Source organism: Staphylococcus coagulans, from assembly GCF_002901995.1.
In the GTDB taxonomy this organism is placed as follows: domain Bacteria; phylum Bacillota; class Bacilli; order Staphylococcales; family Staphylococcaceae; genus Staphylococcus; species Staphylococcus coagulans.
Window position 1 is genome coordinate 45,541 of record NZ_PPQN01000002.1, and the last position, 20,935, is coordinate 66,475.

Sequence of the window (20,935 nt, forward strand, 5' to 3'; positions counted from 1 at the left end):
GTTTAAATACAAGTTTGACGTAATAGTAAACCATACGTTTAGAGTTTAGTTAAAAAGAAAGGCAGAGATGTTTTACAGAAGTGACCATTCTACTTTTGTAAACACATCTTTGCCTTTTTAGTATATGGATATTTTCAATGAATTAAGAAAAAATATGGTGCATCCGTTGTTCTTGTTTTTTAAAATCAACGTTTGAGTAATACATATTTTTAACTAGAATGTTAGGACCTAAGCATTCAAATTGAGGACAATGGCAATTAATCGCTTTTGATAGTGGCGTCGCCATCCAACGCTGAAATACATCTGTTAAACGGTCTTGTTTAATGTTTGAAATTGTACCGGTTTCATCGCCAAAATCTGTAACAATAACGTTACCAGTAAATACATTTACATTTAAACGGCTTCTGCCATCCGGATCATTACGAGTCGATACATTTGGGGCTTGTTTCAATTTTTCTCTTAATTGTGCATCAGCTTCATCTTGTAAACAAGGAAAAATAGGTAATGTTCCGAACAACATCCAAGTGTCTTTATCGCGCACATCTAATAGATGTGAGATAGCAGATTTCATCGTATTAAGATCAAGTACTTCCAATTGACTCGCAAAATCAGCAGGGTACATGGGATGCACTTCGTGACGTTGACATTTCATATCGTGAACTACTTCATGATGAATCGATTCTAAATAAGGTAAAGTGCTTTTATTTAACATTGTTTCTGCTGACACAAACATCCCTTGACGACTTAAATTCTGAGCGTTTGAAATCATCTGTTCGTAGAGTTTTAATTTCGCCTTTAATGGGGGCTGTTTATCCATTGCGCCAAATCCAACTTCAGTAAATGTATCAATTGTGCCCCAGTTATGTGAAATGTGTAACACATCGATATATTCAGCAATATCTAAATATCGATCTAATGGAAGGGTTAAATTAGAATTCAATTGTACATAGATACCCCGTTGATCGGCATATTTTAATAATGGTTTAACAACTTCACGAATAGACTTTTTAGAAAACATAGGTTCTCCGCCAGTAATAGAAATCGTGCGCAAAGTTGGAATTTCATCTAGTCGTTGCATAATGAGCGACATTGGAAGCGGGTCAGGGTCTCTCGTCTGTAACGTGTAACCCACGGCGCAGTGGCTACAACGCATATTGCACAAGTTCGTTGTTGTAAATTCAACATTACTGAGTACAGGTTGCCCGTATTGATTGATATCTGAATAGGGTTCCCACGGATCATTCTTAATAGTAATAGGATCCTTTTTGGTGCTTATCATAATCAAAACTCCTCATCTTAAAATACATGATTGTTTGATATTGGCTATTGAGGAATATCAATTTCATGTTAATATAGCTATGACAATGCAATTATAAAGGAGAATCGCAAAGTATGAAAGAGCCACAAACGATGAATCAAATAAAAGAAAGATTATCTCAATTTTTAGAAGAATTAGAACATACCAAACCTGATAAGGTGAGTGTTGAAGATATCGATGAGTGGATTCATTTATTAGACCAGCTCGAAGTAAAAGTGAGTCAATTACGTAAATAGTTTATTTTGTGATGTTTAGTCAAATTCAATCCGGGTATCTAATACATTAGATACGATAAAGAAAGGTGATTGAATCATGGCAAAAAAAATAGCAGTATTATTAGCAGACCAATTTGAAGATATTGAATTTACAAGTCCAAAAGAAGCTTTAGAAGAAGCTGGACATGAAATAGAAGTAATCGGAAATGCTGCCAATTCGGAAGTTGTTGGTAAACATGGTGCAAAAGCGACTGTTGATGTAAGTATTGCTGATGCAAAACCTGAAAATTATGATGCGATACTATTGCCAGGTGGTTTCTCTCCAGACTTATTACGTGGAGATGAAGAACAACGATATGGTACTTTCGCAAAATACTTCTTAAAAGAAGACGTACCAACATTTGCCATTTGTCATGGCCCACAAATTTTAATTGATACAGATGAATTAAAAGGTCGTACATTGACTGCAGTGCTTAACGTACGTAAAGATTTATCAAATGCAGGCGCTAAAGTGGTGGATGAGTCAGTTGTCGTGGACAAAAACTTAGTGACAAGTAGAGTTCCTGATGACTTAGATGACTTTAACAGAGAAATTGTTAATGCATTAAAATAATTCAAGACTCAATTTCAGAAGGCTACCGTCAAAACTTATTTTGACGGTAGTTTTTTTGTTTTAATTAGAATTACATTTTTTAAATGAAGAAGTGGACAATAAAAAAGGAGCAAGGTAGAAATCGAAAGCATTTCCAACTCGCTCCGAATTATAACTAGCATACAAATTCTCTAGCAAAAACCTGTATGCCTTTCCTTAATATGAGATCTTCGCCTTCAATATAGCTCGCTTATGCTTGGAAGTATTAGTACTTGTATCAACAATTAATTAAAGAAAACGTTTAACAGCTGTAGACAATGAAGGTATTTCGTTAAAAATAAATTTACGCTCTTCAGTTAAACTGCGATATGCCCATTTTGCATAATTTAGCGCTTGATCTGGCAAGATTTTACCAGGGAGTGGCGCAGCGTTTTTATCGACATAAACATTAACGATAGTCGGTCTATGTTGTTGTACAGCTGTTTGTACAATAGCATCAATATCGTCAGGATTGTCAAGTGTATAACCAACACCACCACAAATTTCTGCAAATTTAGCAAAGTCCATATCACTAAAGTCTATGCCATACTCTAATTCTCCAGCTTCTTGCTGTTCGTATTTAATGAATGATAATTCCGTATTGTTGAGCACAAATAGTACCATCGGCAAGTGGTATTGAACAGCGGTAGCAAAGTCTTGCATTACCATTTCAAAAGCACCGTCACCCGTAATGCCAATCACTTGGCGTCCTGGATAAGCAATGCGTGAGGCGATTGCAGTTGGAAGTGCACAGCCCATCGTACCGAGCCAACTTGAAATAACAAAATGGTTATTAACGCCAAGATTCAGGTAACGTGTTGACCACACAGTAGATGTTCCTACGTCAGCTGCAATGACCGTATCGTCAGTGATTACTTTATTTATTGCATCCATTAAGCGCTCTGGGCGAATAGGTTTAGCTGTATTTTTCTTGTCTTCATTCATCCAGCCTTCCCAAGTTTCTTTATGGTCTAACATTTCAGATAAAAATGGACGGTCAGAAACTGGGTCAATCGCTTCAATCAGGGCTTGGAGTGCCAGTTGACTATCACCTACAATAGGGGCATCAACATTAAAACGGTGTCCGATAGCTTCAGGGTTTTCATCAATTTGAATAGCTGGAATATCTTTCTTAGGTAAATAGTCTACATACGGATAATTCGTCCCCGCTAAAATAAGCAAGTCTGCGTTTTGCATCGCTTGATACGATGGTTTTGTACCAATTTTACCGATATTTCCTAAATTATAAGGATGTTGATCGCCGACAATCGTTTTAGACGGTAATGTGACAATTGTAGGGATTTTACCTTTTTCTATAAATTGACGTACTTCTGCTTTCGCATTTTCAGTTCCTTTACCAACAAGGATAACTGGACGTTTACTGTCGTTAAATAAACGTGCTGCTTTTTGGATTTCATGCGTAGCGGGTTGCTGTCTTTCTTTTTGATAGGGTTTAACTTCTGAAGGGAAGTTGTCATCGATTTTAGTGTTCAAAATGTTGTTAGGAAGTGTAAGTACCGCAACCCCTCTCTTTTTATAGGCTGTACGAATGGCTTCATCCACAATTTGGAAGACATTGTCAGCATCACTGTCTTTTAATTGGTAATTATAGACAGCAACATCTTCAAATAAATTTGGCAAGTTAATTTCTTGGAATGTTTTTGTACCGAGTTTATCACTGTCGGCTTGTCCTGAAAGGATTAATTGCGGTACATTGTCGAGTTTGGCATCATACATGCCGTTTAATAAATGTACTGCACCAGGACCACCTATTCCTAATGCAACCCCAATTTTACCTGTAAGTTTTGTATAAGCTGCAGCTGAAAGACTCGCAACTTCTTCATGACGAACATGAATAAATCTGATTGAATCTTCAGCACTTTTGAGTCCATCCACAACTGCATCAATAGAATCTCCAGGAATACCATATACATGATCGATATCCCAAGTTTTTAATGCTTTTATAAGTGCCATATTCGCTTTTACTTTTCCCATTTATTACGACTCCCTTTCCAATATAGTAACCTATAAGACTCATATACCCATTTTTTCATTTTATGCATCAATATTCAAAATACGTGCTTATCCTCATCCTACAGACTGATTTTTGGTTAAAAATATAGATAAATTCTATTGGACTTGATAAACTCACAGTAATTAGTGAATTGAAATGAGAAAGTAGGTCATCATGGATGAGAAGAAAAGACCGAATGGGGAAGTCTACCGCACAACCCCATGACAATGCGCCACATTACAATACGTATTACCAGCCTGTGGGTCAACCACCTAAAAAACAGAAGCCAAGACGCATTTTTCGTACATTGATTTTTGTCTTAATTTTTATTGCTGCATTGTTTATTGGTTTGATGTATATGCTCTCACAGCAAGCGGATGTATCTGATTTAAAAAGTATAGAGCAAAAAGATAGTTATGTGAGTGCAACACAAATGCCTAAATATACGAGAGGCGCCTTTATCGCAGTTGAAGATAAACGGTTTTACCATCACTCGGGTGTCGATTATAAAGGGAGCATTCGAGCCATTTTTGCGTCGATAAAAGATAAAAATCGTTTGCAAGGGGGAAGTACGATTACCCAACAGCTTGCTAAAAACTTTTATTATGATAATCAACAGACGGTGACAAGAAAATTAAAAGAAATGTTTGTTGCGAGACGCATTGAAAGAACATATAGTAAAGAGCAAATTTTAAGTTATTATATGAATAATATTTTTTATGGAGACAATCATTATACGATTGAATCTGCAGCACGTTATTATTTCGGAACAACAACGAATCAACAAAATACGAATTTACCTCAAATCACTGTACTACAAAGTGCTATCCTTGCAAGCAAAGTGAATGCACCTTCAGTATATGATGTTAATGATATGTCACCCGCTTTTATTAATCGAACTAAAATGACGTTAGAAAAAATGAAGCAACAAAATTATATTAGTGGACAAGAATACACTGAGGCGTTGCAACAACTTGGTGCTTAACACAAATATATGGCATAATAAAAGAGTGCATAGAAGTTTTTAAAATTGATCCATTGATAGTATATGGCTGAGTTAAGTCTAGCTTATATTAAGCATTCTTAATGTGAGTCAACCAGACAGGGGTGGGACAATGAAATCTAATCGATTTCTGTTCCACTCCCTTTTGTGATGATTTGGGGTGATAAGATGAATAAAATAACTAAAATAGAAGTTCAAAAAAACAATAAAGAGAGATTTAATATTTATATAGATCAAGTTTTTGCAATGGGCATTTCAATGGATACGCTTGTAGCCTTTAATTTAAAAAAGGGTGACATCGTTGATAAAAATCAAATTGATGCGATCAATCAAGAAGAGTATGATAGACAAGCGATTAATCAAGCAATGCAATACTTATCTTATCGTAAACGTACACGTAAGGAGATTAAATTACATCTCTTAAAGCAAGACTTTCCAGAGACGGTCATCGCGCGTGCTATAGATTATTGTGAGCATCTTCAATTAATAGATCATCGTGACTATATGATAAGCTTAAAAAATACATTACTTCGTACGACGGATAAAGGGCCTGAAATTTTTCGACAGAAGTTAATAGAAGCTGGCATAGAAGCGGATTTAATTGATGAAGGCGTTCAATTATATGAAGAAGAGCAGCCCATAGATGCTATTGTGGCATTAGGTGAAAAAATTATGAAACAGAAAAAAGGACCTGTCTCCAAGGTGAAGTTGAAGATTCAACAATCACTTCAACAAAAAGGATATCGTTTAGAGACGATTTATAAAGTAATGGATCAACTCGAAATAGAACAGGATTCAGAAATGATAGACAAATTATTGCAACGTGATTTAGAGAAAGTCTATAATAAAAATCAGAAGAAATACAGTGGGCAACCTCTTTATATGAAAACTGTAGAAGGGTTGTTGAGAAAAGGCTATCAATACGATGAGATTAGACAAAAATTATCAGAAAGTGGTATCGAAAATGAGTGATAAACGTTTAAGTGAAATGGATAGGCAAGAGATTTTACATGTGATCCAAACGAGTAAAGAGAAAATGCGAAAAGCAGAAATGAACGGTATCATGAATGAGTATGATGTCTATGCCAATAAAGTCGTTATTGCTGAAAGCTACCTTATCGATACGGATAAGATAGAAATAGGTAAAATATATAAATTGAAAGATGGTACAGAAGACTTTTTTAAAGTTGAACGTTTGAAAGGAATCTTTGCTTGGGGGTTTAGAATTAATCATAGTGACCCCGAAGAAGGATTGCCAATTTCATTATTAAAATTATAAAAGGGGTAGCGCGCATGGGTAGTTCAATTGTCTTGAAGATGATTAATGTAACACATTATTATCGCAATCAAAAAAAACAAAATGTGCTTAAACCTTTTAGTTATCAGCCCGAAGATATTGAGCTGAATAATATTTCGCTATATGTCTATGAAGGTGAAGCTTTAGGTATCATCGGTGAAACGGATGCTTCCAAATCATTAGTAGGTGAAATATTAGCAGGCACGGTTCAACCTGATAAAGGTCGAATTGTAAGAAAAGCTTCGATGTTTTATGCAAATATGAATCAAAAATCAGTTGAGGATACAACGGTTGAAGATTATGTCAATGACGTCGTTCAACTTTATCCTTATGATGCGGCTGCACACAAGGTGTCACAAATTATTAAATATGCACATCTAGAAGAGGTTAAAACAGAGCGAGTAAGTCAACTTACAGATGCACAATATGCACAATTGCTATTTAGTTTGGCCCGTTCTTCTGATGCTGAAATTGTGATATTAAGTCATATTTTAAGTTATTTGAATGAACCGTTTTTTGAAAAAGCAAAACTAATGATGCAAGAATATGTTGAGCGTGAGTGGACGTGGATTACAATCGACAATGATGTTGAAAAAGTGAAAGCTGTGAGCAACTATTTGGCTTGGATATCGCATGGTCAATTAAGAAAAGAAGGTGCCATTAGCCAAGTTTATCCTAAATTTATGGCACATCAGCGTGACATGGATTCACTTAAAACTGATGAAGAGAAAAAGCATTTTGATGAAGATTGGAAGCGAAATCGCAGTAGAATGCCGGAACTCACCTATAATTTTAAAAGAATTGAGCGTTATCATCACGCAAAGCCGCCTGCTTTTCTTTCAAGAATCTGGTTATGGTCTATCTTATTTTTGGTTGGCATGTGTGCGGCAAGTTTCCTCGTAATTAGTGGGGTAGGTAAAATAGACAGCACACAAATAACAACACAACCTACAATTTCCAAACAAGCAAAAGATCCTTATGAAGAAAAACTTGCATATGGGATTGTTAATGAAAGTTCGGTCACTTTAACGTCTTTAGAGCATGGACGCAAAACGATTACGATGCCGCACTATGCGATAGCAACTATCGTAGGTGAAAATAAAGCGACATATAAAATACAAGTCAACGGTTCTTTTTATAAAGCTGATAAAGGAAAGTTTGAATATTTTAATCCTGCTGCTTTATACAAAGATGTGAATCGCAAAGATTTAGAACCTTATATGAAAAGTAATTATATCAATTATGTTGATTACTTTAATGGGGAATTACATAAATCTCATGAGAAAGTGAATGATACACTTGTACCTGGAAAGAAAGACCGCTTCGTTGAGCCAGTCATTGAACAACCGATTTCAATGTTATTTGACGACCGTAATCATTTAATGGGCTTTACGTATCCAATTGTGGACAAGTCAAAATTAGAAGATAAATACCATATTAAAAGTGATGTATGGATAACGAAAACGGATGAGGGCTATTTTATTGCAGATTTGAAAAATTCAAAATGGCTTTATATCGAATTGTAGGTGGAAAAATGGTTGAGAATTTAATTCGTTTTTACAAAAGCATTCCTAGAATATACCGACATAGTATATATCGCCTAAAAATGCATAGAAAATGGACGTTATTGACTTTCGCTATAGGTATCCTACTGACATTAATCATCACGATGATTTTTAGGTGGTTAGGAACTGTTGATGTCAAATTAGCGACAATAGATTATAGACTTACAGGCTTAATGACTTTCGGCGTCATTTGGATTGCCATCTTTATTAATTACCGCTTTTTTCCGAGAGACTATTATGTGACCCGTCATTACAATAGTACACCGTTTTTTCACGTGTTATTGTCGAGTGCGCTCTATAGTTTAGTCTTACTCATATTAACGCTTGTGATGGCTTGGTTAAAACCTCTCAATACAGACACAACAGTAATCGGTGTGTTGTTCTATATTGTAATGAGTTTGTTTTTTATTACGGTGATCTCATGTTTATTAGGAATGATTTATATTTTATATCCAAAATTAGATAAAGTATTTTATATCGTGTCTTTAATCGTATTTTGTCTATCGCCTATTTTGTATATTCCAGATGGCGGATGGCAAACACGGTTATTGATGCTGAATCCTATCTTTTATTTAGTGAACGGAATGCAACAGTCAGTGATTATAGGTAAAGATGCAATTAATAATTTGGGATATCATATTTACTTCTTTTGTTTTATGGGCTTAATGATTGTCTTTAGCTTCGCATTGAAGGATTACGTGACACAGTTGAGACCCAATGAACATCAACAACTTAAATCTTAATTTAATCAATGGATTGAGTGAAATTCATCAAAAAACCTAGTCCCGTATAATGGGGACTAGGTTTTGTCATGTATGATTCAATGTGCATATAACTTTTTCATCAGCTTTTCTTCGCTAAATACCCAACCCGTATACGAATGTACAACTTTCATTTCTTTATCGAGATGGGCGATAGCAACAAATTGATAATGTCCTTTTTTTAAATATCGTAAGTCAATAAATCGAAGCTCAGTTGTGTCATTATCAATATGTTTAATATGCCAACGGTAAATCGAAGAAAAATTTAAAAATGCTCTTATATTATGATCATATTGTGCATATTGCATAATTTCTGGACTTGGATAAGGTTGGCGCTCAACTTTATCACTAAACACGATACTTCGACCATAACTACGTCCGACATAATCATGTTTTTCTGTTTGAATTGCAATACGCCACTCTTTAAATCGAATGGTCGGTGCGACAAACACTTTGATCGGAGTGCCTAAATGTTCTACTTGATTTAAAGCTTGTTTTTTTAACCAAAAACGCATTTGAAAGCGCAAAATGTAATAAAGAATCAAGATGATTAATACAGGTCCGAAAACAACATAAGGATGTAATCCTAATGCCCATAATAAAATGCCGATAAGCAAAATTGTAAAAATAATAGGGTCAAACGTGTTAATAACACTAAGTTGTATCCATTTATTTGTAATAGGCCGCAATGCTTGTGTACCGTATGAATTAAATATATCAACAAATACATGCAAAAATACAGCGAGTTGTGCCCATAACCAAATATGAAATGGATCTAAATCTTTAAAAAACACATAAACTAATAAAGTTAATAGTAAAGGCCAAAATATTGTAAATGGAATAGAATGGGTAATACCTCTATGATTCGAAATATAGGTTGCGTTATTTTTTAATTTTAGTACAGTATCACTATCAGGAATTAACGAACCAGCAATTAATACAGTAGCAGTTGCAGCAAAATTTCCGCCTAATGCTGTATCTGTTGTTGCTACTGCTGTTAGGCCTATACCGATAGCAATATGAGTAGCAGTATCCATATTGTCTCACTCTTTTCAAAATATCTTAATCTTATTATAATCTACAACTGAGTTGAAGGTAAATTATTCAAATTTAAAAGGGGAATAGAAATGTTAAATGAAATTTCTTTTAAGCCGCATTTGTTAGAATGGTTTGGACTCGAGCAACGACAAATGCCTTGGAGAGAAACTAAAAATCCATATTACATATGGGTGAGTGAAGTCATGTTACAACAAACACAAGTCGATACGGTTAGAGATTATTATCAACGTTTTATCAGACAATTTCCACGTATTGAAGATTTAGCCGCAGCAAAAGAAGAAGACGTATTAAAATTATGGGAAGGCTTGGGATATTATAGTCGTGCACGTAATTTTCATACAGCTGCTAAAGAAGTCGTTGATCAGCATAATGGCATCGTACCTCAGCATCCTGATACATTTTTGTCTTTAAAAGGTGTTGGTCCCTATACACAAGCGGCAGTGATGAGTATAGCTTATGGTTTACCTTTAGCCACAGTTGATGGCAACGTTTTTCGTGTGTGGTCTCGCTTGAATGATGATAGTCGTGATACAGCGTTGCAATCGACCCGAAAAGCATATGAGCAAGAACTATTGCCATATGTTGCTTCTGAAGCAGGCGATTTTAATCAAGCGATGATGGAATTAGGCGCTCTTGTTTGTACGCCGAAATCACCTCTATGCATGTTTTGTCCAGTTCAAGATCACTGCGAAGCATACGCAAATGGGACAGTGTTAGAGCGTCCTGTGAAAACTAAAAAACTAAAGAAAAAAGAACTGAACTTTGATGTTTATGTAATTCAAGACCATCTAGGCCGTTATTTAATTGAACAAAGAACATCTTCATTGTTAAAAGGAATGTGGCAATTTCCAATGGCTGAACAAAACAGTCAAACATCATCCGAAGCTGTTATCGCAGCTTCATTAAAAATTAAAGAAAAAGACGTCATGATATTAAAGCATCAATTTACACACCTTACTTGGAAGCTTCATGTCCATTTGGCAGAAATTGCACAAGAAGATGAGCGCAAGGTGGCAGAAGAAAGACTTTGGTTGGTGCCTGAACAAAAAGAACACTATTCTTTTCCAGTCCCAATGACTAAAATTTTTAAAAAGCTTCATCAAGCTGAATAATTAAGTAACCGGATTGATTGTGATATAATAGTCGAGGTTATAACAATTAAGGAGGTGTGGCAAGTGGTCAAGTCGTGTGTACCTCGAGAAGGGGAATCGATTAAAATACAATCTTATAAACATGATGGCAAAATTCATCGTGTCTGGTCAGAAACGACTATTCTCAAGGGAACAGCCGATGTGGTTATTGGTGGAAATGATCATACATTAGTGACCGAAAGTGATGGCCGAACTTGGATAACGCGTGAACCTGCGATTGTCTATTTTCATTCAGAATATTGGTTTAATGTCATATGTATGTTTAGAGAAGATGGTATTTACTATTACTGCAACTTATCATCTCCGTTTGTCTGCGATGAAGAAGCCCTTAAGTATATCGACTATGATTTAGATATTAAAGTCTATCCGAATGGTAAATATCACTTACTTGATGAGGATGAATATGAACAACATATGAATCAAATGAATTATCCGAAAGATATAGATTTGATTTTAAGACGTAATGTAGATATTCTTCAACAATGGATTGAACAGAAAAAGGGACCATTTGCCCCAGATTTTATTAAAGTGTGGCGTCAACGTTTTCAAAAATATAAAAATGTTTAAAATTAAGCGTGTAAATATCATGAATTTTGTCGATTTTGAAGTTTAATTTTGCAAATGGTTCGATAAGCAATAGAGTAGATGCTATGAAAACATCTTCTTACATATCCTGTTTAAGACGGTGTCATGGGATACATCGGATGGTGTATATCGTTCAAACAATGATTTTAAATACGGGAGTAAGATTTGGAAGCGAATGGTGTTCCGTCTTACTCCCGTTCAAATCGTTGTATTTTATATCAATACAATCATATTATATTGACCGATTACCTATTTTAATCAATATATGAGGTTCAGTGAGATGATGATGACGGTTGTTCGATTGAAGCAATACGCAGAATAGCTGACTTATTTGAAAACGAATTATCAAAAATGTGCGCACAAATTCTTAATTGGAAGCATATAATTTTGGGGGGCAAGCGCATGATTAAGCGTTATTTAGAGTTTGTGAAGCCGTATAAATGGCTAATATTTGGAACAATTATTATAGGGATATTAAAATTTGGTATTCCTTTACTCATACCACTCCTCATCAAGTTTGTCATTGATGATGTCATCAACAATGTTGCACTAACTGTGGATGATAAGCTAATGAGACTGTTTGTTGCAATGTTAATTGCAGCATTTATTTTTATTATTGTACGTCCACCTATTGAGTTTTTGAGACAGTATATGGCACAGTGGACAAGTAACAAAATTTTATACGATATACGTAAAAAATTGTATGATCATCTTCAAGCTTTAAGCGCTAAGTTTTATGCGAATAATAAAGCGGGCGAAGTCATTTCACGTGTCATTAATGACGTAGAACAGACAAAAGACTTTATTATGACAGGCCTAATGAATATTTGGCTCGATTGTATCACTATTATAATCGCACTTTCTGTCATGTTCTTTTTAGACGTTCAATTAACGTTTGCGGCGATTGTCATCTTACCATTTTATGTGCTGACTGTGTATTTTTTCTTTGGAAGATTAAGAGCACTTACACGTCAGCGTTCTCAAAAATTAGCTGAAGCACAAGGTTTTTTACATGAACGTGTAAATGGTATGGCAGTCATTAAAAGTTTTGCTATTGAAGATAATGAAGCCAAAAACTTTGATCATCGAAATAAAAATTTTCTAAATAAAGCATTTCAACATACACGTTGGAACGCCTATTCTTTTTCAGCGATTAATACAGTAACTGATATTGGTCCATTAATTGTAATCGGCTACGGTGCTTATTTAGCAATTACAGGTTCAGTTACAGTAGGGACACTAGCTGCTTTTGTAAGTTACTTAGAACAACTCTATGGCCCTTTACGAAGACTCGTCTCTTCTTTTACTACATTGACACAAAGTTTTGCATCAATGGACCGCGTTTTTCAACTATTTGATGAACCATATGATATTAAAAATACTGACTATGCAAAACCGATAGCGATTAAGGAAGGTCACATCGAAATAGAAAATGTTTCTTTTCGCTATCAACCTGATGAAAAAGATGTGTTAAAGCATTTGAATTTAGATATTAAACATGGTGAAACAGTCGCTTTTGTAGGCATGAGTGGAGGCGGTAAGTCAACTTTAATCAATTTGATTCCTCGATTTTATGATGTTACAAAGGGACGTATATCCATTGATGGTCACGATATTAAAACGTTCGATATGGGTAGTTTGAGACGACAAATCGGTATGGTACAACAAGACAATATTTTATTTTCTGATACAGTAAAAGAAAATATCTTGCTTGGACGACCTGACGCAACTTTTGAAGAAGTGGTTGAGGCTGCTAAGCTTGCGAATGCCCATGACTTTATTATGGACTTACCGCAAGGCTATGATACTGAAGTAGGCGAACGAGGTGTGAAATTATCAGGTGGGCAGAAACAAAGATTATCTATTGCACGTATCTTTTTAAATGATCCACCTATCTTGATTCTTGATGAGGCAACAAGTGCACTTGACTTAGAAAGTGAAGCAATCATACAAGAAGCACTTGATACATTAAGTCATGATAGAACTACAATCATTGTGGCACACCGCCTGTCAACCATTACACACGCCGATAAAATTGTAGTTATTGAAAATGGTGAAATTGTAGAACAAGGTTCACATCAAACACTCATTGACAAGCAAGGCGCATATGAACGACTTTATTCTATACAAAATCTATAATAATCGAAAAAGGGCATTAAATTAGAGCAAACAAATGGAATCTTTGTTGAATAAGATTTCTTGTTTGCTCTTTTTTAGTAATGAGACTTCAAAAGATATTCTTTTGTGAGATTTTGGTTATTCTGCTTTGAAAGACAGAACAATCCTGCTTTTGATTTGAAACTAAAAAGGAGTCAAATATGATATGACGATACAATATAGGGTATAATACAATCAAAAATATAAGGGGATGGGCAAGTGTCTTTTCTAACAATATTGCAATTGATCGTCAATATCATTTTAGTGGGGTTACTTCTGTTTTTAATTATTGCTACAGTAGCATTTTTAATTTTTGATAAAGGTCAAAAGCAACATAGCGTTCTCAGGAATTATCCAGTTCTTGCGAGAGTCCGATACTTTCTTGAACATATTGGTCCTGAATTAAGGCAATATCTTTTTTTAAATGATAATGAAGATAAACCTTTTTCTAGACTAGATTATCAAGATATTGTTTTAGCAGGGAAATATAAAAATAGAGGTGCTAGTTTTGGGACACAAAAAAATTATCAACATGGCTTTTTTATTATCAATGCGATGTTTCCAACACAAAAGCCTGCTTTAAAAGTTGATAATACACATCAAATTACAACTTTCTTATATCAAATAAAAAATGAGGGTCTCGTCAATCGTAAAGAAAAAGCAGTAGAAAAAAATGTCGATCCTTTTTTACTTTCACCTGAACAGTACGTTAAAATTGGTGAAAATATTGAGCACCCCTATTTTGCAAAGCGTCTTGTCGGTCAATCGGGTATGAGCTATGGTGCGTTAGGGAAGAATGCCATAACCGCTCTTTCAAAAGGTCTAGGGATGGCGAACACATGGATGAACACAGGTGAAGGCGGACTTTCCCCACATCATTTAAAAGGGGAAGCGGATATTATTTTTCAAATTGGGCCAGGACTATTTGGTGTTAGAAATGAGCAAGGTCAATTTGATTCAAAAGCATTTGTTGAAATTGCCAAAAAAGATCAAGTAAAAGCTTTTGAAATTAAACTGGCTCAAGGTGCTAAAACAAGAGGAGGACATATTGAAGGTAAAAAAGTAACAGAAGAGATTGCTAAAATTAGAAGACTTAAGCCATATGAAACAATCGATTCACCTAACCGCTTTGAATTTATACAAAATGCTAAAGATTTATTAGAATGGCTAGAAGAATTACGTCAGTTAGGCCAAAAACCTGTAGGCTTTAAAATGGTATTAGGTCATGCAAATGAATTTGTAACACTCATTGAAACGATGAAACATTTAGACATTTATCCTGACTTTATTACGATAGATGGAGGTGAAGGGGGTACTGGCGCATCTTTTCAAGAATTGCAAGATGGTGTAGGATTACCTTTATTTACATCTTTACCAATCATAGACGGGTTGCTTAAAACGCATGGGATTAGAGAACGTATCAAAATATTTGCTTCTGGAAAATTAATAACACCAGATAAAATTGCTATTGCTTTAGCATTAGGGGCAGATCTAGTTAATGTTGCAAGAGCGATGATGATCAGTGTCGGATGTATTATGAGTAAACAATGTCATAAAAATACTTGTCCCGCGGGTGTAGCGACAACAGATACAAAGAAAGAACGCGCCTTAGTGGTAGATGAAAAACAATATCGTGTTGTTAATTATATTACGAGTTTGCATGAGGGCTTGTTTAATATTGCTGCAGCAGTTGGCGTCGAAAGCCCTACAGAAATCGGACCTGAACATGTTACGATTAAACATCAAAATGGACAATTGGATACTATTAAACGTTATCAACTCAAACTGGTCAATGACAGTTTGATGGAGTAAAAATAAAAAGACGGCCTATCTCATCTCACATTAAAGTGTTGATGTGCTTAGCCGTCTTTTTTAACGCCGTTTATAATAAAACAGGCAATGTCTTTTTATAAGTCAAAGTCCTCTTCAATAATATCAATATCCGGATCTGTCGCATGATATTTAAAATAACTAACACGCAGTCGATCTAAATGTTCCAGATTATAACGATATTCTTCTAATGAAGAGATGATATGCATAATATTCGCATAAGAGAACCCACAAGGATTCGGATTATGAATCACTTCCTCTTGAAATGCTGTCATAATATCTTTTTTGAGAGGATTGGGTACAAATTGCTGATCGTGCGAGACGTCAAATTTTGCTTTTTTAGTAATACTAATTAATATTTGCTCATGAAACTGTGTTAGCTCGTCAATCTCTAACTTAATTTGAAGTAGCAACGAATGACTGAGATGGACAAGGTCATTTTGATATCGATTCATGCGACGTAAAACATCATAAGCATCACGTGTCGATAACACAATCTCTTTAAATAAAATTTTCTTACGTGTTTGAGCAAAGACCTGTTTTTTTGTAAAAGCGCGTTCCTCTTTATAAAACTCTAAAAATTGTTCTAGTTTTACGATTCTTTGTCGTAAATGTTCCAAATCTTGCTTTACATGATTAAACTCCGTTGCATCATTTAGGACTAAATTAAACCATTTGAAAATATCTGTTGAAATGTTTAATGAATTATAATAAATTTTTGTCTCAAATTTCGGAGGTAAAAATGTTAAATTGACGATAAAAGAACTGATGACACCAATCATGACAAGTGAAAAACGATAAAATGCGGATATATAAAACGATCCATTGTGTTGCCCCATAATGACTAGGGCAGTGACTGTAGCTAAAGTTGCAACGTGTGCAATGTTCATTCTAAAAAGCAAAGCAATGAGCAAAATCACTGTCGCACCCATAATGATGACATTGTTACCAAATATCGTAACCATCGTTACAGCGAGTAATGCGCCAATCACATTACCTTGAAATTGGTCAACAATTGTTTTGAAAGTACGATAGACACTAGGCTGCATCGCAACAACCGCTGCAATGCCTGCTACAGTCACCATGCCTGTTGATCCGGGTAACAATGAAGCAATTGAAACCGCAAGTATAATGGCGATACCGGTTTTTAATATTCGAGCTCCCAGTTTCAAGTCATCGCGCTCCTTTATGTTATATTTCAATTAATATTGAATATGTTTAATCATGTTATACACTGTTGTAACGCATTTTTCAATATAGAAGTTTACAATTGGCTAAACGCATAATCAGCAGCAGCTATTGTTTTATCGATATCAGCTTCTGTGTGTTCTGTTGTTAAGAACCAAGCCTCATATTTAGAAGGTGCCAAATTGATGCCTTGATTGAGCATAAGTTTGAAAAATTTACCGAACTGTTCGCCATTAGAAGCATCTGCTTGGTCATAATGCGTTACTTTTTCATCTGTAAAGTAAACTGTTAACGCACCTCGAATTCGATTAATTGTAGCTTTTACATTATATTTATCAATTGCTGCTTGTAAGCCTTCTTCCAGTCTTTTACCAAGTTGATCAAGCTTTTCATATACGCCGTCTTGTTCTAACACTTCTAATAATGCAATACCTGCTTTCATTGATAATGGATTACCTGCCATTGTACCCGCTTGATAAGCAGGTCCTAATGGTGCAACTTGTTCCATGATATCTTGACGGCCACCATAACCACCAATCGGTAGACCACCACCGATAATTTTACCGAATGCCGTTAAATCTGGATAAACGCCTAATAAATCTTGCGCAGCGCCATAATGGAAACGAAAAGCAGTAATCACTTCGTCATAGATAACAAGACCACCATGTTCATGTGTGATACGATTCACTTCTTCTAAAAAGCCTGGTTGCGGCTCAACCATACCGAAATTGCCGACAATCGGTTCTACAAGTACACCTGCAACTTGATCGCCCCAATTTGCCATTGCTTCCTTAAAGGCATCAACATTATTAAAAGGTACGGTAATCACTTCTTGTGCGACACTTTTTGGTACACCTGCTGAATCAGGAGAACCGAGTTGAGATGGCCCACTTCCTGCAGCCACTAGGACTAAATCTGAATGTCCATGATAACAACCAGCAAATTTAATGATTTTATCTCGTTTTGTATAAGCTCTTGCGACACGTATTGTTGTCATCACGGCCTCTGTACCAGAATTGACAAAACGTATTTTTTCTAAAGAAGGGATTGCGTCACGTAATTTACGTGCAAAATCAATTTCTAATTCTGTCGGTGTTCCATATAATACGCCAAGAGCAGCTTGTTCTTGAATTGCTTTCGTAATATGAGGATGTGCATGTCCTGTAATAATTGGGCCGTATGCCTGTAAATAATCAATATATTGGTTACCATCCACATCGTAGAGATATGCACCTTTACCAGACTTCATGACAACAGGTGCGCCACCGCCCACTGCTTTATAAGAACGGGAAGGGGAGTTCACACCGCCTAATATATATTCATCAGATTGTTTCTGAAGTGATTCACTTAATGTAAATTTCATATTTAACCAACCTCTTTTAATTTAATATTTTCACCTCTTATCGTATCATAAAATTAAACGTTATTAGAAAGAGGGATTGTGATGTTAAAAAAAGGCGACCAATTTCCAGAATTTAAATTAGAAACACAAAATGAGGAATGGATTACAAATGACACATTAAAAGGTCAAAAAGCAGTGCTTTATTTTTATCCTCGTGATAACACACCGACGTGTACAACAGAAGCATGTGACTTTAGAGATAATTTAAGCTATTTTAATGATTTGAATGTCAAAGTTTATGGTATTAGTGGTGATTCTAAACGAAAACATCAAAATTTTGTTCAAAAACATGATTTGAATTTTGACTTACTTGTAGATGAAGACTATCAATTATCTGAAGCAGTGGGTGTATATCAATTAAAGAAATCTTTTGGCAAAGAATCTATGGGAATTGTTAGAACGACGTTTGTGATTGACGAGGACGGTAAAGTTTTAGATGTAATTGAAAAAGTTAAAGTTAAGGAACAGATGGAACAATTAAAAGCTATATTAGAAGGGTGATGTATATATGATTGTTGTCAGTTTAATGCGATTAGATGATCAAGAATTGCGTCTAAAAGAAGCTTACCCAGATGTGACATTTCATTTTTATAAGCACCCATCAGAATTACCTCATGATATTCAAAAAGAAATGGATGTATTAATTACTTACCACGCAGAAGTAAATCAAACATTTATAGAAAAGGCACCAAATTTAAAATGGATTGCATGGTATGCAACGGGTGTCAATACGCTACCGTTTGAAACTTTGAATGAAAGAGGTATTACACTTACGAACGCAGGGGGTGTCCATGCACAGCAATTGACGGAATTTTTATTTGCTTATATTTTAGATGACTATAAAGAACTGAAAGAAGCTTATAGTGAGCAACAGGAAAGAATCTACAATCATAAACGTGTGACACCATCTGTCAGTGAACAACGTATTCTTTTTTTAGGTACTGGTAAAATACCTCAGAGAGCGGCACAAGTTGCTAAAGTTTTAGGTATGGAGACTATAGGACTTAATACGACCGGCCATGAGGCTGACTATTTTGATCGAACATACCCGTTAGCTCGACGCCAAGAGATTTATTCATCAGCTGATATTATAGTCAACTTATTACCAGAGACTGAGGAAACCTATCATTTATTAAAACGTGAAGACTTCCAAGCGATGAATCAACATACTTTATTCATCAATATTGGGAGGGGAACAATTACAAAAGAAGCGGTTTTAGTAGATAGTTTAAAAGAACATGAGATTAGAAAAGCTTATTTGGATGTATTTGACAAAGAACCATTAGAAGTTACATCTAAATTATATGATCTTGATAATGTTTATATTACAGCGCATATTTCAGGAAATCGTGATGACAATAAAAAACAAGCAACAGACATATTTTTAAATAATTTAGAAAATTTTCTCAATAACGGTGAAGTTAATGAGAATGTAGTTGATGTGAATAAAGGATATTAACATATCCATTGACATAAGCAGTCTTTAACCTTTATATTGTTATTAAGTAAGAATTATTATTAACTAGAGAGACGGGTGAAACTAATGGCTGCTGAATTGGAATCTCATGAACATCAATTACAAGAGTCAATAGCGTCTTTACGAAAAGCAGGCGTTCGTATTACACCACAACGTCAAGCAATATTGAATTTCCTAATTAAAGCACATTCACATCCAACTGCTGATGAAATTTATCAAGCATTATCGCCTGATTTTCCAAATATTAGTGTAGCTACAATCTACAATAATCTTAAAGTTTTTAAGAAAACAGGTATAGTCAAAGAGCTCACATACGGTGATGCATCTAGTCGTTTTGATTTCGATACACAAAACCACTATCATGTGATATGTGAAAAATGTGGGAAAATCGTTGACTTTCATTATCCGCTATTGCATGAAGTTGAACAACTTGCGCAGCATGTCACACATTTCGATGTAACACACCATCGAATGGAAATATATGGAATTTGTCAATCATGTAAAGAAGCTGAAGAAAAGAAAAAAGAATCGTAGAAACTTTCAAACGCATTTAATGATAGGGTACGTGACTTATCCTTTCATTAAATGCGTCTTTTTTATTGATGGCGTCCATAATCCTATTATTACTTTCGCAGTGCAGACTTTCAGATACAAAAACGCTCATGAGTAAGTAGAAGTCAATCCTCTTTTTAATAAAGTGAGACCTTTTATGTAAAAGTTAGGGGCATATTATCCATCCTTAAACCACGTTTTTCTTATGCAAAGATATAAAATTCTCTCTTAACGCGTCAGTTTACAAAATGATAGTAATATTTATTAATAAACATCTCTATTTTCTGTTGACGTATTTCATTCTGCTTGATAAGATATAAAAGTCGTTTCGAGCAAACAATATTTAAATTAACTTTACTTTGTAAATCAGGTTTTAAAAGTGTAAAATTAACGCTTGAATCTTCTCTGATAACAATATAAGATAATAAATGTTGAATGAAAGACAACAACTTATTAACAAAGAATTTAAAAAACTTTTAAATAATTGTTGACACAACAAAAGATTTAAAGTATAATTGATTCTTGTAACGGTAAAAATGAACATTGAAAACTGAATGACAATATGTCAACGTTAATTCCGATAATTTGAGTACTTCAACGTACTTTAAAGAGTGATTGACTTAAACAATCAGCGAGCTATATCAAGCTTACTTCTTTTATGGAGAGTTTGATCCTGGCTCAGGATGAACGCTGGCGGCGTGCCTAATACATGCAAGTCGAGCGAATGGAC

At 35.0% G+C, this 20,935-nt stretch carries 19 protein-coding genes and 1 rRNA gene; 15 read left to right on the plus strand and 5 right to left on the minus strand.

The features are described from left to right. Positions 1–142 precede the first annotated feature (142 nt). Positions 143–1,279 (minus strand): radical SAM/CxCxxxxC motif protein YfkAB, encoded by a 1,137-nt coding sequence (yfkAB, locus tag CD118_RS00630; protein WP_060829680.1) that lies wholly within the window; start codon positions 1,277–1,279, stop codon positions 143–145. A gap of 113 nt (positions 1,280–1,392) precedes the next feature. Between yfkAB and CD118_RS11940 the strand changes: the two genes are divergently transcribed. Both CD118_RS11940 and CD118_RS00635 read left to right on the plus strand, forming a co-directional pair. Next, positions 1,393–1,554, plus strand: a complete 162-nt coding sequence (locus tag CD118_RS11940) for an SE1561 family protein (RefSeq protein WP_164905411.1) — start codon at positions 1,393–1,395, stop codon at positions 1,552–1,554. A 76-nt stretch (positions 1,555–1,630) separates the two neighbouring features. Beyond that, positions 1,631–2,146 (plus strand): type 1 glutamine amidotransferase domain-containing protein, encoded by a 516-nt coding sequence (locus tag CD118_RS00635; RefSeq protein ID WP_103356078.1) that lies wholly within the window; start codon positions 1,631–1,633, stop codon positions 2,144–2,146. Between the two features lie 267 nt (positions 2,147–2,413). On the opposite strand, the gene CD118_RS00640 is transcribed toward CD118_RS00635, so the two are convergent. Then, positions 2,414–4,159 (minus strand): pyruvate oxidase, encoded by a 1,746-nt coding sequence (locus CD118_RS00640; protein ID WP_103356079.1) that lies wholly within the window; start codon positions 4,157–4,159, stop codon positions 2,414–2,416. Between the two features lie 197 nt (positions 4,160–4,356). Here CD118_RS00640 and sgtB point away from each other — a divergent pair, with 197 nt between their 5' ends. From sgtB to CD118_RS00665, 5 genes are all read left to right on the plus strand, one after another. Further along, on the plus strand, positions 4,357–5,163 hold the full coding sequence (gene sgtB / locus CD118_RS00645) for a monofunctional peptidoglycan glycosyltransferase SgtB (RefSeq protein WP_050330561.1): 807 nt from the start codon (positions 4,357–4,359) through the stop codon (positions 5,161–5,163). A gap of 186 nt (positions 5,164–5,349) precedes the next feature. Continuing rightward, positions 5,350–6,153 carry a recombination regulator RecX gene (recX, locus tag CD118_RS00650; RefSeq protein ID WP_050345429.1) on the plus strand — a complete coding sequence of 268 codons (804 nt, stop codon included), beginning with the start codon at positions 5,350–5,352 and terminating at the stop codon, positions 6,151–6,153. Next, the gene (locus CD118_RS00655; protein WP_037559167.1) at positions 6,146–6,460 is read left to right on the plus strand and encodes a YfhH family protein; all 315 of its coding nucleotides are present in this window, start codon (positions 6,146–6,148) and stop codon (positions 6,458–6,460) included. Before recX ends, CD118_RS00655 begins: the two co-directional genes overlap by 8 nt. A 14-nt stretch (positions 6,461–6,474) precedes the next feature. Then, positions 6,475–8,004 carry an ATP-binding cassette domain-containing protein gene (locus CD118_RS00660; protein ID WP_103356080.1) on the plus strand — a complete coding sequence of 510 codons (1,530 nt, stop codon included), beginning with the start codon at positions 6,475–6,477 and terminating at the stop codon, positions 8,002–8,004. An 8-nt stretch (positions 8,005–8,012) separates the two neighbouring features. Continuing rightward, on the plus strand, positions 8,013–8,786 hold the full coding sequence (locus CD118_RS00665) for a teichoic acid translocation permease (RefSeq protein ID WP_103356087.1): 774 nt from the start codon (positions 8,013–8,015) through the stop codon (positions 8,784–8,786). 77 nt (positions 8,787–8,863) lie between these two features. On the opposite strand, the gene CD118_RS00670 is transcribed toward CD118_RS00665, so the two are convergent. Beyond that, positions 8,864–9,841, minus strand: coding sequence for a metal-dependent hydrolase (locus CD118_RS00670; RefSeq protein ID WP_060829685.1), 978 nt, complete (start codon positions 9,839–9,841; stop codon positions 8,864–8,866). Between the two features lie 90 nt (positions 9,842–9,931). On the opposite strand from CD118_RS00670, the gene mutY reads away from it, so the two are divergent. The 4 genes from mutY to CD118_RS00690 all read left to right on the plus strand — a co-directional run bounded on the left by mutY (position 9,932) and on the right by CD118_RS00690 (position 15,568). Further along, the gene (mutY, locus tag CD118_RS00675; RefSeq protein ID WP_103356081.1) at positions 9,932–10,975 is read left to right on the plus strand and encodes an A/G-specific adenine glycosylase; all 1,044 of its coding nucleotides are present in this window, start codon (positions 9,932–9,934) and stop codon (positions 10,973–10,975) included. A gap of 63 nt (positions 10,976–11,038) precedes the next feature. Then, a complete protein-coding gene (ntdP, locus tag CD118_RS00680) occupies positions 11,039–11,581 on the plus strand; it encodes a nucleoside tri-diphosphate phosphatase (RefSeq protein WP_050330565.1) in 543 nt (180 codons plus the stop codon). Between the two features lie 420 nt (positions 11,582–12,001). Continuing rightward, complete coding sequence (locus tag CD118_RS00685; RefSeq protein WP_103356082.1) at positions 12,002–13,738, plus strand: ABC transporter ATP-binding protein; 1,737 nt, start codon at positions 12,002–12,004, stop codon at positions 13,736–13,738. 237 nt (positions 13,739–13,975) lie between these two features. Beyond that, positions 13,976–15,568, plus strand: coding sequence for an FMN-binding glutamate synthase family protein (locus CD118_RS00690; protein WP_103356083.1), 1,593 nt, complete (start codon positions 13,976–13,978; stop codon positions 15,566–15,568). 95 nt (positions 15,569–15,663) lie between these two features. Here CD118_RS00690 and CD118_RS00695 read toward each other — a convergent pair whose 3' ends face one another. Both CD118_RS00695 and CD118_RS00700 read right to left on the minus strand, forming a co-directional pair. Further along, a complete protein-coding gene (locus CD118_RS00695; RefSeq protein ID WP_050345434.1) occupies positions 15,664–16,758 on the minus strand; it encodes an FUSC family protein in 1,095 nt (364 codons plus the stop codon). A gap of 92 nt (positions 16,759–16,850) precedes the next feature. After that, on the minus strand, positions 16,851–18,137 hold the full coding sequence (locus CD118_RS00700; RefSeq protein ID WP_103356084.1) for a glutamate-1-semialdehyde 2,1-aminomutase: 1,287 nt from the start codon (positions 18,135–18,137) through the stop codon (positions 16,851–16,853). A gap of 81 nt (positions 18,138–18,218) precedes the next feature. On the opposite strand from CD118_RS00700, the gene bcp reads away from it, so the two are divergent. The 4 genes from bcp to CD118_RS00720 form a co-directional block, all read left to right on the plus strand. Next, complete coding sequence (bcp, locus tag CD118_RS00705; protein ID WP_050330570.1) at positions 18,219–18,677, plus strand: thioredoxin-dependent thiol peroxidase; 459 nt, start codon at positions 18,219–18,221, stop codon at positions 18,675–18,677. A 7-nt stretch (positions 18,678–18,684) separates the two neighbouring features. Beyond that, a complete protein-coding gene (locus CD118_RS00710; protein WP_103356085.1) occupies positions 18,685–19,635 on the plus strand; it encodes an NAD(P)-dependent oxidoreductase in 951 nt (316 codons plus the stop codon). Positions 19,636–19,719: 84 nt separating this feature from the next. Further along, positions 19,720–20,187 carry a peroxide-responsive transcriptional repressor PerR gene (perR, locus tag CD118_RS00715; RefSeq protein ID WP_016425479.1) on the plus strand — a complete coding sequence of 156 codons (468 nt, stop codon included), beginning with the start codon at positions 19,720–19,722 and terminating at the stop codon, positions 20,185–20,187. A gap of 673 nt (positions 20,188–20,860) precedes the next feature. Then, positions 20,861–20,935: ribosomal RNA gene (locus CD118_RS00720) — 16S ribosomal RNA — on the plus strand; the annotation flags it as partial.

What these genes read in the sequence shown, in the direction of transcription:
- yfkAB (WP_060829680.1), bottom strand. Translation starts at nt 1,279, where the DNA reads ATGATAAGCACCAAAAAGGATCCTATTACTATTAAGAATGATCCGTGG.
- CD118_RS11940 (WP_164905411.1), top strand. Translation starts at nt 1,393, where the DNA reads ATGAAAGAGCCACAAACGATGAATCAAATAAAAGAAAGATTATCTCAA.
- CD118_RS00635 (WP_103356078.1), top strand. Translation starts at nt 1,631, where the DNA reads ATGGCAAAAAAAATAGCAGTATTATTAGCAGACCAATTTGAAGATATT.
- CD118_RS00640 (WP_103356079.1), bottom strand. Translation starts at nt 4,159, where the DNA reads ATGGGAAAAGTAAAAGCGAATATGGCACTTATAAAAGCATTAAAAACT.
- sgtB (WP_050330561.1), top strand. Translation starts at nt 4,357, where the DNA reads ATGAGAAGAAAAGACCGAATGGGGAAGTCTACCGCACAACCCCATGAC.
- recX (WP_050345429.1), top strand. Translation starts at nt 5,350, where the DNA reads ATGAATAAAATAACTAAAATAGAAGTTCAAAAAAACAATAAAGAGAGA.
- CD118_RS00655 (WP_037559167.1), top strand. Translation starts at nt 6,146, where the DNA reads ATGAGTGATAAACGTTTAAGTGAAATGGATAGGCAAGAGATTTTACAT.
- CD118_RS00660 (WP_103356080.1), top strand. Translation starts at nt 6,475, where the DNA reads ATGGGTAGTTCAATTGTCTTGAAGATGATTAATGTAACACATTATTAT.
- CD118_RS00665 (WP_103356087.1), top strand. Translation starts at nt 8,013, where the DNA reads ATGGTTGAGAATTTAATTCGTTTTTACAAAAGCATTCCTAGAATATAC.
- CD118_RS00670 (WP_060829685.1), bottom strand. Translation starts at nt 9,841, where the DNA reads ATGGATACTGCTACTCATATTGCTATCGGTATAGGCCTAACAGCAGTA.
- mutY (WP_103356081.1), top strand. Translation starts at nt 9,932, where the DNA reads ATGTTAAATGAAATTTCTTTTAAGCCGCATTTGTTAGAATGGTTTGGA.
- CD118_RS00685 (WP_103356082.1), top strand. Translation starts at nt 12,002, where the DNA reads ATGATTAAGCGTTATTTAGAGTTTGTGAAGCCGTATAAATGGCTAATA.
- CD118_RS00700 (WP_103356084.1), bottom strand. Translation starts at nt 18,137, where the DNA reads ATGAAATTTACATTAAGTGAATCACTTCAGAAACAATCTGATGAATAT.
- bcp (WP_050330570.1), top strand. Translation starts at nt 18,219, where the DNA reads ATGTTAAAAAAAGGCGACCAATTTCCAGAATTTAAATTAGAAACACAA.
- CD118_RS00710 (WP_103356085.1), top strand. Translation starts at nt 18,685, where the DNA reads ATGATTGTTGTCAGTTTAATGCGATTAGATGATCAAGAATTGCGTCTA.
- perR (WP_016425479.1), top strand. Translation starts at nt 19,720, where the DNA reads ATGGCTGCTGAATTGGAATCTCATGAACATCAATTACAAGAGTCAATA.